This window comes from Bacillus sp. PAMC26543, from assembly GCF_014250375.1.
Taxonomy (GTDB): domain Bacteria; phylum Bacillota; class Bacilli; order Bacillales; family Bacillaceae; genus Bacillus; species Bacillus halotolerans.
The window spans coordinates 1959377-1973021 of the sequence record NZ_CP060193.1; the positions used below are offsets into that span (position 1 = coordinate 1959377).

At 43.5% G+C, this 13645-nt stretch carries 15 protein-coding genes; 12 read left to right on the forward strand and 3 right to left on the reverse strand.

Annotation, left to right across the window (positions count from 1 at the left end):
- Positions 1–84: 84 nt before the first annotated feature.
- Positions 85–990, reverse strand: a complete 906-nt coding sequence (gene metA, locus H7F27_RS10130; protein WP_024121799.1) for a homoserine O-acetyltransferase MetA — start codon at positions 988–990, stop codon at positions 85–87.
- 351 nt (positions 991–1341) lie between these two features.
- Between metA and H7F27_RS10135 the strand changes: the two genes are divergently transcribed.
- From H7F27_RS10135 to H7F27_RS10185, 11 genes are all read left to right on the forward strand, one after another.
- Positions 1342–1824 carry a glutathione peroxidase gene (locus tag H7F27_RS10135; protein WP_024121798.1) on the forward strand — a complete coding sequence of 161 codons (483 nt, stop codon included), beginning with the start codon at positions 1342–1344 and terminating at the stop codon, positions 1822–1824.
- A gap of 31 nt (positions 1825–1855) precedes the next feature.
- Complete coding sequence (locus tag H7F27_RS10140; protein ID WP_101860574.1) at positions 1856–2461, forward strand: HD domain-containing protein; 606 nt, start codon at positions 1856–1858, stop codon at positions 2459–2461.
- A 59-nt stretch (positions 2462–2520) separates the two neighbouring features.
- Complete coding sequence (locus H7F27_RS10145) at positions 2521–3651, forward strand: conserved virulence factor C family protein (protein ID WP_101860398.1); 1131 nt, start codon at positions 2521–2523, stop codon at positions 3649–3651.
- Between the two features lie 292 nt (positions 3652–3943).
- Positions 3944–5620 (forward strand): dihydroxy-acid dehydratase, encoded by a 1677-nt coding sequence (gene ilvD, locus H7F27_RS10150; RefSeq protein WP_024121795.1) that lies wholly within the window; start codon positions 3944–3946, stop codon positions 5618–5620.
- A gap of 105 nt (positions 5621–5725) precedes the next feature.
- Complete coding sequence (gene brxA, locus H7F27_RS10155; protein ID WP_024121794.1) at positions 5726–6160, forward strand: bacilliredoxin BrxA; 435 nt, start codon at positions 5726–5728, stop codon at positions 6158–6160.
- Between the two features lie 39 nt (positions 6161–6199).
- Positions 6200–6985: a class I SAM-dependent methyltransferase gene (locus H7F27_RS10160; RefSeq protein WP_185848896.1), complete on the forward strand. Its 786-nt coding sequence runs from the start codon at positions 6200–6202 to the stop codon at positions 6983–6985.
- Positions 6986–7244: 259 nt separating this feature from the next.
- The gene (locus tag H7F27_RS10165; protein ID WP_095713138.1) at positions 7245–7859 is read left to right on the forward strand and encodes a YpjP family protein; all 615 of its coding nucleotides are present in this window, start codon (positions 7245–7247) and stop codon (positions 7857–7859) included.
- 17 nt (positions 7860–7876) lie between these two features.
- Positions 7877–8410 carry a phosphatidylglycerophosphatase A family protein gene (locus tag H7F27_RS10170; protein ID WP_003230797.1) on the forward strand — a complete coding sequence of 178 codons (534 nt, stop codon included), beginning with the start codon at positions 7877–7879 and terminating at the stop codon, positions 8408–8410.
- An 85-nt stretch (positions 8411–8495) separates the two neighbouring features.
- Positions 8496–9290, forward strand: a complete 795-nt coding sequence (locus H7F27_RS10175; RefSeq protein WP_010334650.1) for a thymidylate synthase — start codon at positions 8496–8498, stop codon at positions 9288–9290.
- Positions 9287–9796, forward strand: coding sequence for a dihydrofolate reductase DfrA (dfrA, locus tag H7F27_RS10180; protein WP_106019998.1), 510 nt, complete (start codon positions 9287–9289; stop codon positions 9794–9796). The genes H7F27_RS10175 and dfrA overlap by 4 nt, the downstream gene beginning before the upstream one ends.
- Entirely contained in the window at positions 9797–10417 is a 621-nt protein-coding gene (locus H7F27_RS10185) for a lysophospholipid acyltransferase family protein (RefSeq protein ID WP_103671792.1), read from the forward strand.
- 32 nt (positions 10418–10449) lie between these two features.
- On the opposite strand, the gene H7F27_RS10190 is transcribed toward H7F27_RS10185, so the two are convergent.
- Together H7F27_RS10190 and H7F27_RS10195 are read right to left on the reverse strand one after the other, a co-directional pair.
- Positions 10450–11091 (reverse strand): PAQR family membrane homeostasis protein TrhA, encoded by a 642-nt coding sequence (locus tag H7F27_RS10190; protein WP_044155470.1) that lies wholly within the window; start codon positions 11089–11091, stop codon positions 10450–10452.
- A gap of 23 nt (positions 11092–11114) precedes the next feature.
- On the reverse strand, positions 11115–12119 hold the full coding sequence (locus H7F27_RS10195) for a sigma 54-interacting transcriptional regulator (RefSeq protein ID WP_185848897.1): 1005 nt from the start codon (positions 12117–12119) through the stop codon (positions 11115–11117).
- Between the two features lie 250 nt (positions 12120–12369).
- Between H7F27_RS10195 and ilvA the strand changes: the two genes are divergently transcribed.
- The gene (gene ilvA / locus H7F27_RS10200; protein WP_095713134.1) at positions 12370–13638 is read left to right on the forward strand and encodes a threonine ammonia-lyase IlvA; all 1269 of its coding nucleotides are present in this window, start codon (positions 12370–12372) and stop codon (positions 13636–13638) included.
- Positions 13639–13645: the final 7 nt, after the last annotated feature.

Below are 13645 nucleotides of genomic sequence, written 5' to 3' on the forward strand. Positions count from 1 at the left end.
TATTTTAAATTTTTGTTATACGCATACTGAATCAGATGTATTTTATCATATTTTTTGCTCAGCGTATCACTTTAAAAAGAAAAATTAGTCCCATTCATAAGGAGTTTCTTGGTAAACATAATAATTAAGCCAGTTCATAAACAATAATGTCGCATGTGCTTTCCAGCGATTGACAGGTTCTTTGCTGTCTTCTGCGAAATAATGTTTCGGCGCCTCGACAGTCGAAAGGTTTCGTTCCAGATCTCTTTCATACTCTTGAAGCAACGTATTTGTATCATATTCAGGGTGTCCTGTTAAAAAGACTTGTTTTTCGTCTTTTGACACAATTAAGCAAACCCCAGCTTCCTTTGATGCAGTAAGAATGTTTAACTCGGGCACTGCTTGCAGTTGTTCCATATTTATATCTGTATGCCGGGAATGCGGCACGTAGTATAGCTCGTCAAAACCTCTTACCAATCTTTCGTGCTTGGAAAGAACAGTATGTTCAAACACACCAAAGATTTTTTTCGGCATTTCAGTTTTTTCCACGCCGTAATGATAATACAAACCTGCCTGAGCACCCCAGCAAATATGCAAGGTTGACGTGACATTCGTTTTGCTCCATTCCATAATCTCTTTGAGCTCTTCCCAATAAGAAACATCTTCAAACGCCAAATGCTCGATCGGCGCACCGGTGATGATCATGCCGTCAAATTTCTTATGACGGATATTGGAGAATGTCGTATAAAACTCATCAAGGTGTTCCCTTGCTGTATTTTTCGGTGTATGAGTGCTTGGGATTAAAAATGTAAAATGAACCTGCAAAGGCGAATTCCCAAGCAGTCTGAGCAGCTGAGTTTCCGTTTGGATTTTTTTCGGCATTAAATTTAAAATAATAATTTTCTGCGGCCGGATATCCTGATGAAATGCTCTGCTTTCATCCATTACAAAGATATGTTCACTCTCAAGCACCTGTTTTGCCGGCAGGTGTGTAGGTATATTAATAGGCAACGTGCCACCTCCATCATTTCCCCGTTAATTTTCTTCATTATAGGAATTTTCCCGCCAATTTTCAATCTATCTATAAGGGTTTGAAGGGGAACAGCAGAAAATACTATATAATAAACGCAAACATATGACTTTTGGTTTCACTGTAATGAGTTTTCCAGGTGTCATGCAATAAATAGAAATAGCTCCTTCTCAAGAGATGTTTCTGTTCATAAACAAATGATCCGATGAGGGAAGAACATCCGTTGAACACGATGTCTGTACAATTGATAAACCTAGAGCTTCCGTTTTGTTTTGAAACAGGAAAAAAGGTAAAATAATCACAGCACTCAGGTTCATTAGGAGGGAATTTCAATGTCTATATACAATATGAGGGTCCGCACCATTACAGGCAAAGACATGACACTTCAGCCATTTGCCGGAAAGGTGTTGTTGATTGTTAACACAGCCAGTAAATGCGGTTTTACTCCTCAATTTAAGCAGCTTCAGGAGTTGTATGATACATACCAACCGGAGGGCCTGGAGATTTTAGGGTTTCCCTGCAATCAATTTATGAATCAGGAGCCTGACGACGAGGAAGGCATACAGGAATTTTGCGAAACAAATTACGGTGTGACGTTTCCCATGTTTTCAAAAGTCGAGGTGAACGGAAAAAATGCCCACCCGCTTTTTGCGTATTTGACAGACAATGCGAAAGGCATGCTTGGAACAAAGGCAATCAAATGGAATTTCACTAAATTTGTAGTGGACAGAAACGGAGAAATAGCCGGACGCTATTCACCAAACACAAATCCGAAAGAACTGGAAGACGTTATTGCGAAGTTATTAGGACAATAAAGAGGGTGTTTTGGTGCGGGATCGAAAACTGATGCAGACAGAGCAAATCAGGACATGGGTCAAATCTGTTCTGAGCGGGGAAAGCACGGGTCATGATTGGCTTCATGTGTCAAGAGTTGCAGAGCTTGCTTTATCTATTGGAAAAAAGGAAAATGCGGATTTGTTCGTCGTTGAAGCGGCAGCCTTGGTTCATGATTTGATTGATGTGAAGCTGCCTGACGCAATCAGGCTTTCAGTCAGTGAGGTGGACGAACGGCTGGTTTCTTTAGGAGCCGGAAAAGATGAGGCTGAAAGAATTATTCACATTATTACTAGAATGTCCTTTCGGGACAGGGAAAAGCTCGGAAAAGAACCGCTTTCACTTGAGGGGAAAATCGTACAGGATGCTGACAGGCTGGATGCGATCGGCGCAGTTGGTATAGCACGGACGTTTATGTTTGCGGGAGCAAAGGGACATAGCCTTTATGGAAATGATAAGAGTGCCTATACCCACTTTTTCAGCAAGCTGCTGCTCCTAAAAGATATGATGAATACAGATACCGCAAGAGAAATGGCTGACGAGAGGCATAAATTTATGCTTCATTTTGTCAGTCAATTAGAAAAAGAAATTCCCGGAATTGATATTGAAACATCGTAATAGAAGGCGCGGGGCGACTATGTTAGAATAAGTCACAGATAGGCTATAGGAGGACAATCATGAAGATAAAATCAATTGAACCGACGCCAAGCCCGAATACAATGAAGGTCATCTTAACGGAAGAGCTTCCGGCGGGCAAAAGCAATAATTATAAACCGGATCAGGCAGAAGGCGCCCCGCCTGTTGTCGTGGAAATCCTAAATATTGAAGGAGTTAAAGGGGTATATCACGTTGCCGACTTTCTTGCGGTTGAACGGAACGCCAGATATGACTGGAAAGACATTTTACCGCAAGTCCGGACGGCATTTGGAATGGAGAGCGCTGAGAGTGCAGAAAACCGCTCGGATCAGGAGTCATTTGGAGAAGTGAAAGTTTTTGTACAGATGTTCAGCGGAATTCCTATGCAAGTCAAATTAACAGATGGTGAGCGTGAAGAGCGGTTCGGGCTTCCTGACCGTTTTCAGCAGGCGATCTTAAAACTCAGATCTGAAGCGTCAAATGTTGTGTTTGAACGAGCTTGGAAAGAACAAGGCGTCAGATTCGGCGATTTTACTGAAATCGGCCATGACGTGACAGAAGAGCTTCAGGCCGCTTACAGTGATGAAAGGCTGAAACGGCTAACGGAAGCAGCGGCCCAAGGTAAAGGCGAAACGAAACAAACAGCACAGCGCAATGCCTATAAAGTAACGCTTGACATGCTGGATGATGAGGATTGGAAGCAGCGGTACGCACACTTGGAGCAGATGGATCCGAAAGAAGAGGACATCCCGGTTTTGCAAAAAGCATTGGATGATCCGAAGGTGTCCATTAGAAGACAGGCTGTTGTGTATTTGGGAATGATTGAATCACCTGATGTTCTTCCTCTATTGTATAAGGCGCTTGAGGATAAGTCTGTATCGGTGAGAAGGACGGCTGGAGACTGCCTGTCTGATATCGGCGATCCTCAAGCCATCCCTGCGATGATAAAATCGTTAAGCGACTCAAGCAAGCTGGTCCGCTGGCGCGCCGCTATGTTCCTTTACGAAGTCGGTGATGAAAGTGCAATAGAAGCTTTGCGGGCTGCTGAAGATGATCCGGAATTCGAAGTCAGCCTTCAAGTGAAAATGGCGCTGGAACGAATCGAACATGGGGAAGAGGCAAAAGGTTCAGTCTGGAAGCAAATGACAGAGAGCAGAAAAAAAGGCGAATAAAAAAGAAGATGAAGGTGCAGATCATGCACCTTTTTTGCTTGAATTCACTTTTTATAAAAATTATTTCGAATATTGTTGAAAAATAATCAAAAACTATATATAGTAAGTAACAATATTAATAGTTGGAGGGTTCACATCGACAGAAAGCTATATAAATATAAAAACATGAATCAAACAACAGAGGAAAGGGCGGCCTGAATTCATGCGATTTAGCTAAAACGGCCCACAAATAAACTGAAAATTGTTAAAATAAAATTCAATCTAACAATTGAGACTATTTAGGAGGATCACCATGGCAGAATTACGCAGTAACATGATCACACAAGGAATCGATAGAGCACCGCACCGCAGTTTGCTCCGCGCAGCAGGTGTAAAAGAAGAGGATTTTGGTAAACCGTTTATTGCGGTTTGTAACTCATATATTGATATCGTTCCCGGTCATGTTCACTTGCAGGAGTTTGGAAAAATCGTAAAAGAAGCAATCAGAGAAGCCGGAGGCGTACCGTTTGAATTTAATACAATCGGTGTAGATGACGGAATTGCGATGGGGCATATCGGAATGAGATATTCGCTCCCGAGCCGTGAGATCATCGCGGACTCAGTGGAAACTGTCGTATCAGCGCACTGGTTTGACGGAATGGTCTGTATTCCGAACTGTGATAAAATCACGCCGGGAATGCTTATGGCGGCTATGCGCATCAACATTCCGACCATTTTTGTCAGCGGAGGACCGATGGCGGCAGGAAGAACAAGCGACGGCCGCAAAATCTCTCTTTCTTCAGTATTTGAGGGAGTCGGTGCTTATCAAGCTGGAAAAATCGGCGAAAGCGAACTTCAAGAATTAGAACAGTTCGGCTGCCCGACATGCGGATCTTGCTCAGGAATGTTTACAGCAAACTCAATGAACTGTCTGTCAGAGGCGCTTGGATTGGCTTTGCCTGGTAATGGAACCATTCTCGCGACATCACCGGAACGAAAAGAGTTTGTCAGAAAATCAGCTGCGCAATTAATGGAAACCATTCGCAAAGACATCAAACCGAGAGATATCGTTACAGTAAAAGCGATTGATAACGCGTTTGCGCTTGATATGGCGCTCGGCGGTTCAACAAATACTGTACTTCATACGCTTGCCCTTGCAAATGAAGCTGGCGTTGAATACTCTTTAGAACGCATCAATGAAGTCGCAGAGCGCGTGCCGCATTTGGCTAAGCTGGCGCCTGCATCTGATGTATTTATTGAAGATCTTCATGAAGCGGGCGGTGTGTCTGCAGCATTGAATGAGCTTTCCAAAAAAGAAGGAGCACTTCATTTGGACGCGCTGACAGTTACAGGTGAGACGCTTGGAGAAACCATTGCCGGACATGAAGTGAAGGATTATAACGTGATTCATCCGTTAGATCAGCCATTCACTGAAAAGGGCGGCCTTGCCGTATTATTCGGAAATCTGGCTCCGGACGGCGCTATCATCAAAACCGGCGGCGTACAGAACGGAATTACGAGACACGAAGGGCCGGCTGTCGTATTCGACTCTCAGGATGAGGCGCTAGACGGCATTATCAACCGGAAAGTAAAAGAAGGCGATGTCGTCATCATTCGTTACGAAGGGCCAAAGGGCGGGCCGGGTATGCCTGAAATGCTTGCACCTACATCACAGATTGTCGGAATGGGGCTTGGTCCGAAAGTAGCGCTGATTACGGACGGACGTTTTTCCGGAGCATCCCGAGGCCTTTCAATCGGACACGTATCACCAGAGGCAGCAGAAGGCGGACCGCTTGCCTTTGTTGAAAACGGTGATCATATCATCGTTGATATTGAAAAACGCATCCTGGACGTTCAAGTGCCTGAAGAAGAATGGGAAAAACGGAAAGCAAATTGGAAAGGCTTTGAGCCAAAAGTGAAAACCGGCTATTTAGCCCGTTATTCTAAACTTGTGACAAGTGCCAATACGGGCGGTATCATGAAAATCTAGACACAAGGATCACATTCTTTTGATTTAAGACGTGAACATTTGAAATCCGGCGCTCTCTATAGTATCCTTTACTTCAGATGAAGGATAATAGAGGGGGCTTTTTTTATGTCAATGGCTTATGAAGAATATATGCGCCAGCTTGTCGTTCCGATGCGCCGCGAGCTGACTGGGGCCGGTTTTGAAGAATTAACAACGGCAGAAGAAGTGGAGAATTTTATGGAAAAGGCAGAGGGCACAACTCTCGTAGTCGTTAACTCTGTTTGCGGTTGTGCAGCTGGTCTTGCGCGTCCTGCGGCAACTCAGGCAGTCCTGCAGAACGACAAAACACCTGACAATACGGTGACAGTATTTGCGGGCCAAGATAAAGAAGCCACTGCAAAAATGCGGGAGTATTTTACAGGCCAGGAGCCTTCTTCGCCGTCAATGGCTCTTTTGAAAGGCAAAGAAGTCGTGCATTTTATTCCGCGTCATGAGATTGAAGGGCACGAAATGGAAGAAATCATGAAAAACTTAACTGACGCCTTTGATGCACACTGCTAAATGCCCGTTTTCCGGGCATTTTCTTTTGGAGTATAGATCATGATTACAACAAGCTATAGACCGTCTGACCACACGATAAAGATCGCAAAAATGCTTTCGGAAGAGCTGGGTATACGATATTGCGACCGAAATAAACAAACGGTTGAAAATATGCTGAAGTCAGCTAAGCGTGATTTGCTCGTGATTGGAAAAGAGCGGTTCGAACTTTATACAAAACAAGGCGGTAAATTCTTTTTTCATCCGAATACAGCGATGTTCAGAGCTAAACGGTTTATGCGCGGCGAGCAAGAGCCAATGCTTCGGGCAGCCGGCTTAACGGCCGGAGATTCTTTTTTGGATTGCACGCTCGGTCTGGCTTCCGACGCAATTATCGCAAGTATGGCCGTTGGCGAAACAGGGTCGGTGATCGGGCTGGAAAAAAACAAGCTTGTGTCCGTTCTGGTGAATACGGGGCTCCATTCGTGGGAAACCGGTATAGAACAGCTTCAAGCTGCCATGAGAAGAATACAAGTGAATCATGCGGATTGCTTTGACCATCTAAAGCAGCTGCCTGACAAATCAGTAGATGTCATTTATTTTGATCCGATGTTTCATGAGCCTGTAGAGTCGTCTGATGGCATCGCGCCATTACGAGAGCTGGCTGAGGATTCTGCATTGGCTGACGGCTGCATCAAAGAAGCGGTGCGGGCAGCCAGAAAAAGCGTTGTACTCAAAGACCATTGGAAAAGCCCGCGCTTTGACCAATTTGGTTTTAACGTATTGAAAAGAAAAACAGCGCTTTTTCACTACGGTGTTATTCAAATCGCAAGCGAAACAAGCCCGTGAAGAACCTCACGGGCTTGTTTCTAATCGGTGACTTCCATGACGACAAAGTATAATAATGTTAAAAGTGAAACCGTTGCAAACAAGGCGTCAATCATGCGGAAGGCCTCCTTTCATATTATATTGTAAGCGTTTTTATACACGCGGCAAAGCAACAAATCTCCTAAATTGACTTAGAGCTTCATATAGTACATGACTTGTAAGTTCGACCTATGATAAAATAAGAGAAACATGACAATAAAATAGAGAGGAATAAGCAGTCATGAAATTGTGGATGAGAAAGACCCTTGTGGTTTTATTTACCATCGTAACGTTCGGGCTCGTATCTCCTCCGGCTGCTCTCATGGCAGACAAGCCTTCAGGACAGCCGAGCAGTCTTGAGCAGAATGATTACACCGCTTTTTATGATGAGCATGATTTGTACGATGATTATGAATCGGAAGACAGGCGAGACCCCGAATTACTTTTTCAATCGTACAAGGAACAGCTCCTTGACAGCGCTGAAAATCAGTCTTTTTTGAAATTTGGCAGCAAAATTGCTCCGGTCATTGAAGATGACTATCGGAAAGAGATTCTGCCGAAAATCGAAAACGTCATATGTGACTTTTTAGCGACATTACAAGATGACGAAGCGTATCAAGATGTTGTGATTTCAAGCAAGCCTTCAGCGGGGAAAACGGAGAAAATCTTTCATGTTTACAATCGGACAACCGGAGAAGACCTCCTCAGGTTCCATGTGCGCAGAGATCACCCTCCTCATGACGGCTACTGGTTTAATTTTCATTATCATACAGCAGAAGATGGATTTCAATCACACCATGAGCTTGGGAGCATTTATTGGGACCGCAACACACCTCCCAACTGGATGAGTGCCTAAAGGAGATGCCATTAGATATGAAAAAGTACACAATGAATGAAATGGTCGATATAACAAAAGATATGCTGAACAAACGGGGCGTTATGATAGAAGATATTGCGCGTATTGTTCAAAAACTTCAGGAAAAATACAATCCAAATCTTCCGCTTAGTGTATGTATGGAGAATGTAGAAAAAGTACTGAACAAGCGTGAAATTATCCATGCTGTTTTAACCGGGCTGGCGCTTGATCAGCTTGCAGAGCAGAAACTGCTTCCTGAACCGCTGCAGCATCTTGTTGAAACAGATGAACCGCTGTACGGCATAGATGAAATTATCCCTCTTTCAATCGTTAATGTGTACGGTTCGATCGGCTTGACCAACTTTGGTTATTTGGATAAAGAGAAGATCGGAATTATTAAGGAGCTCGATGAAAGCCCTGACGGCATCCATACGTTTTTGGATGATATTGTGGCAGCACTTGCAGCCGCAGCAGCGAGCAGAATTGCCCATACGCATCAGGATCTGCAAGATGAAGAAAAAGAACAGGACGAAAAGCCTGTTGTCAGCTGACTTATAAAAAAAATCATTTCTGGGTTCAGAAATGATTTTTTATTGTGTTACACTACTATAAGACTACTTTTAAAGGATGAATAAAATGAAACAGTATAAAGAATTATGCCGACATGTTTTAGATCATGGTGAAAAAAAGGGCGACCGTACAGGAACCGGAACAATCAGCACCTTCGGCTATCAAATGAGATTTAATTTACAGGAAGGCTTCCCGATGCTGACCACAAAAAAACTTCACTTTAAATCAATTGCGCACGAGCTGCTTTGGTTTTTAAAGGGTGATACCAATGTACGCTATCTGCAGGAAAACGGAGTGCGTATTTGGAATGAGTGGGCCGATGAAAACGGCGAGCTCGGACCTGTATATGGTTCGCAATGGCGTTCGTGGCGGGGAGCTGACGGAGAAACCATTGATCAAATTTCACGTCTTGTTGAAGATATTAAAACAAATCCGAACTCAAGACGTTTAATCGTCAGTGCATGGAATGTTGGTGAAATTGATAAAATGGCCTTGCCTCCGTGCCACTGCCTGTTCCAATTTTATGTATCTGACGGCAAGCTGTCCTGCCAGCTTTATCAGCGCTCAGCCGATGTTTTCCTCGGTGTGCCGTTTAATATAGCTTCTTATGCGCTGCTTACGATGATGATCGCGCATGTAACAGGGCTTGAGCCGGGCGAGTTTATTCATACATTCGGCGATGTTCATATTTATCAAAATCACATTGAACAGGTTAACTTGCAGCTGACCAGAGATGTCCGCCCGCTGCCGAAGCTACGTTTTGCCAGAGAGGTTGATTCGATTTTCGGCTTTACGTTTGATGACTTTATCATTGAAGATTACAATCCGCATCCGCATATTAAAGGAGCGGTCAGCGTATGATTTCATTCATTTTCGCGATGGATGCCAACCGGCTTATCGGGAAGGACAATGATTTGCCGTGGCATTTGCCGAATGACCTTGCATACTTTAAAAAAATAACCTCAGGACATTCAATCATCATGGGGCGAAAAACATATGAATCAATTGGACGTCCGCTTCCGAATCGGAAAAATATTGTTGTGACATCTGCACACGATTCAGAATTTCCCGGTTGTACCGTCGTCAGTTCAATAGAGGATGTGCTCCAGATTACCTCAGATACTGAGGAATGCTTCGTGATCGGAGGCGCACAGCTTTACACGGCGCTGTTCCCTTATGCGGACAGGCTGTATATGACAAAAATTCATCACCAGTTTGATGGAGACCGCTACTTTCCTGAATTTGATGAGAGCAAATGGAAACTTGTTTCTTCTGAGCAAGGGACTAAGGATGAAAAAAATCCGTATGACTATGAATTTTTAGTGTATGAAAAAAAGAATGTATCATCTGAAGCGGGAGGATTTTAATTGATTCGCTACAGCTGTCTAGTGATTTACATTGTGTATATGCTGTTAAAAAATATAAAACAATTGTTTAATCAAAGAATGCTGGATCCGCGTCTGTCATACAAAAAACAGATGACGCTCGTTTACGAGCAGCCAAAGGCGTTTTTGGAAGGCTGTATCGGCATTTCAGGATCTGTCATCACCATTCATCAGCCAGAGCCGATACCGAGCGGTCCTGTTTTGTATGTGCATTCTCGTTTAGGATTGCCTGAACTTGCTTTGATTGCCGGGTATATTGAAGAACCAGCCGGATTTATCACAAATCCCAAAGTGTTTCGTTTACCGATTATCGGGCAATGGCTTGAACGGATGAATGTCATTCGAGAGAGCAGTTCAGACATGGTATATGAAGATATTTTGACCCAATTAGAAAAAGGCCAAAGCATGATTCTTTCTTTAGATGGCTGTATCAATCCATTGGAACTTGCAGCCCGCTGCAGCCTTCCGGTTGTAATGGTGGAAACGAAAGGAACCGATGAACTGCTGAAGGGATCGCTTGTTAAACGCTTAAAGCCAGCAGATATAGAAGTGTCATTTTCCAAGGCTTATATACCGGCAAGTGAGAAGCAATTACGGGCCTAAAAAAGCGCAGTCACTGAGACTGCGCTTTTTCATTAGGATAAAAACGGCACTTTCACACAATAGAACAGCACGCAGAAAAACATCGCCGCACTCCCGCCTAAAACAAAGCTGTGCCAAATGGCATGATGGAAGGGGATCTTTCTCCAAATATAAAAGATCGTTCCGGCTGAATACAACAGACCGCCAAGCAAAAGAAGGCTGAATCCAGCTCCTGTCAGTGAAGCATATAAAGGCTTAACCGCGATAATCATTAGCCATCCCATTAATAAATACATCAAGGTAGATAAAATGATAAACCGTTTTACGAAGAAAATTTTGAATACGATTCCGCCAAGGGCAAGCGCCCAAACGATGATCAGCAGGGTGAAGCCGAGTGTGCCTTTTAACGGTCCAAGCAGAAAGGGGGTATAGGTTCCGGCAATCAACACGTAAATGGCGCTATGGTCAATAATCTCCAAAATATCTTTCGTCTTTTTGTGCTGAATGCTGTGAAGCAGGGTGGAGCTCAAATATAGCAGCAGCATGGAAACACCAAATATGGTAAAACTGACGATATCCCATGCGGACCCGTAATTAGCCGCAAATATGATGAGAAACACTAATGCTGGTATGGATAAGAACACACCGATGCCGTGGGTAATGGCGTTGGCGATCTCTTCTTTTATTGTATACACGTACATTCTCCTCTCTTTAGCTGCTACATCATTTGTTTTTGCAGCGTTTCTAAAAAATTCAGCCCTTCTAAAGTGATTTTCGTGCCCGCACGTCCGCGGCTTTTTGTCACATACTCTTTCTTCTCCAAATAATCGAGACGGCTTCTGACCTGCTGCGGCGTTAAAGAGATTTGGCTGTTTTTGCTGCTTTCAGAGATAATCCGTCTGCTTGCCGGTTCGCCTTTTTCATTTAACACTTTTATGGTTTCCAAAATAAACAGAAACTCGGCTTTTTCCATTAAAGTCAGAAGCTTCGCTTTTTTCTTCGTCGTTTTTTCATTTAGCCCGTCCCGTATATACGGCGGCACGTCATACGGATGAATGGTTCCTCCGCTTGATACAGCCGCCATATAATCTGCAGCGTTTTTTAATTCTCTTACATTCCCATCAAAGGGATGCTGTTCAAGCAGCGGAAAGACTGAGGGGTCAATTAACAATTGCTGCCCCGATTCCGAAAGGAAATACTGGGTCAAAAGGGGGGTATCGCTTTTTCGCTCGGACAGCACCGGCAATGTGAGCGTTAAAATGTTCAGCCTGTAAAATAAGTCCTGCCTGAATGTATTTTCAGCAACTTCTGTTATCGGGATTGCAGAAGCACAGATGATTCTCGGTTTTTCCCCATCTGAGTCAAGTGCTTCTAGAAGCTTAGCTTGTACAGAAACCGGCATACTCCATACGTCATTAAGAAAAAGTGTACCTCGGGCGGCTTTTTGAAACGCACCCAAGGCATCATCAGCGCCAAAAAGCTCGTATGCAAGGCTTTCTTCTGAATGGGTGCTGCAATTGATACTGATCAATGGTTCGCCGTTTCTTGAAGAGCCTTGGTGTATGGCTTGTGCAAAATGATCCTTGCCTGTTCCGACCTTTCCTGTGATCAGGACAGGAAGCTCTGATAGGGCGAACTGCATGGCGACTCGTTTTGTTTCGAGAAATAGTTGATGCTCTCCAATTAAATTATGAAAAGTGCAAGGTCGAGGTGCGGTAATCATTTATTGGCTCCTTTTGGTTCTAATTGGTTCTATTATAGCATGCCTTTCAGATGAAAACATCTTTTATCTTTAAGAAACTTTTTTCTTAGGCTGCTGGATACAGGTCACGCAGATGTTATCACGGGTGGGGGGAACTTAGAATACGATCCATTTTTTTATTTACTAAATAAAAATAATTGTCTTATTATTTGAATATTCGTGTTATAATGGCATATTAAATAGGGATTTAAAACAAGAAAGGAATCTGTACATGAAACCGTTGCTTAAAGAAAACTCTCTCATCCAAGTGAAAGACATTTTAAAGGCTCATCAAAACGTGAAGGACGTTGTGACTCACACACCGCTGCAAAGGAATGACAGACTTTCTGAGAGATACGAATGCAATATTTATTTGAAACGAGAAGACTTGCAGGTAGTCAGATCTTTTAAACTCAGAGGGGCTTATAACAAAATGAAGCAGCTCTCTGACGAGCAGACTAAAAACGGAGTCGTGTGCGCAAGTGCCGGAAACCACGCGCAAGGTGTAGCGTTTTCGTGTAAACACCTGGGCGTTCACGGGAAGATTTTCATGCCTTCCACAACACCAAGACAAAAAGTGTCACAAGTTGAACTGTTCGGAAAAGGGTTTATCGATATTATTTTGACAGGTGATACTTTTGATGATGCGTATAAAAACGCAGTTGAATGCTGTGAGCAGGAACATCGCACCTTTATCCATCCGTTTGATGATCCGGATGTAATGGCCGGCCAGGGAACTCTGGCGGTTGAAATTTTAAACGATATTGATACAGAACCGCATTTTCTATTTGCAAGTGTCGGGGGAGGCGGGCTTCTTGCAGGGGTCGGCACGTATATGAAAAACGTGTCTCCTGAAACCAAAGTAATCGCGGTTGAACCGGCGGGTGCTGCGTCTTATTTTGAATCTAACAAAGCTGGACATGTTGTCACGTTAGATAAAATTGATAAATTTGTGGACGGAGCGGCTGTAAAAAAAATCGGCGATGAAACCTTTCAAGCGCTAGAAACCGTTGTTGATGACATACTTCTCGTGCCAGAAGGGAAGGTATGCACAGCCATTCTTGAACTATATAATCAATGTGCGATTGTCGCTGAACCGGCGGGTGCTCTTTCTGTCGCGGCTCTGGATTTATATAAGGAAGAAATTAAAGGGAAAAACGTAGTATGTGTTGTCAGCGGCGGCAATAACGATATCGGAAGAATGCAGGAAATGAAGGAGCGGTCTATGATTTTCGAAGGCCTTCAGCATTATTTTATCGTCAATTTTCCGCAAAGAGCTGGGGCACTCCGTGAATTTCTTGATGAAGTTCTTGGGCCGAATGATGACATTACGCGATTTGAATATACGAAGAAAAACAATAAAAGCAACGGACCGGCCCTGGTCGGCATTGAGCTTCAAAACAAAGCTGACTATGGACCGCTGATTGAACGGATGAATAAAAAAGCGTTTCATTATTTAGAGGTAAATAAGGATCAAGATTTATTCCATCTGCTGATCTGATTTTTTC

Bases quoted from the DNA above. Each gene is read 5' to 3' on its own strand.
- H7F27_RS10135 (WP_024121798.1), top strand. From the start codon at position 1,342: ATGTCTATATACAATATGAGGGTCCGCACCATTACAGGCAAAGACATG.
- H7F27_RS10140 (WP_101860574.1), top strand. From the start codon at position 1,856: ATGCAGACAGAGCAAATCAGGACATGGGTCAAATCTGTTCTGAGCGGG.
- H7F27_RS10145 (WP_101860398.1), top strand. From the start codon at position 2,521: ATGAAGATAAAATCAATTGAACCGACGCCAAGCCCGAATACAATGAAG.
- ilvD (WP_024121795.1), top strand. From the start codon at position 3,944: ATGGCAGAATTACGCAGTAACATGATCACACAAGGAATCGATAGAGCA.
- brxA (WP_024121794.1), top strand. From the start codon at position 5,726: ATGTCAATGGCTTATGAAGAATATATGCGCCAGCTTGTCGTTCCGATG.
- H7F27_RS10160 (WP_185848896.1), top strand. From the start codon at position 6,200: ATGATTACAACAAGCTATAGACCGTCTGACCACACGATAAAGATCGCA.
- H7F27_RS10165 (WP_095713138.1), top strand. From the start codon at position 7,245: ATGAAATTGTGGATGAGAAAGACCCTTGTGGTTTTATTTACCATCGTA.
- H7F27_RS10170 (WP_003230797.1), top strand. From the start codon at position 7,877: ATGAAAAAGTACACAATGAATGAAATGGTCGATATAACAAAAGATATG.
- H7F27_RS10175 (WP_010334650.1), top strand. From the start codon at position 8,496: ATGAAACAGTATAAAGAATTATGCCGACATGTTTTAGATCATGGTGAA.
- dfrA (WP_106019998.1), top strand. From the start codon at position 9,287: ATGATTTCATTCATTTTCGCGATGGATGCCAACCGGCTTATCGGGAAG.
- H7F27_RS10195 (WP_185848897.1), bottom strand. From the start codon at position 12,119: ATGATTACCGCACCTCGACCTTGCACTTTTCATAATTTAATTGGAGAG.
- ilvA (WP_095713134.1), top strand. From the start codon at position 12,370: ATGAAACCGTTGCTTAAAGAAAACTCTCTCATCCAAGTGAAAGACATT.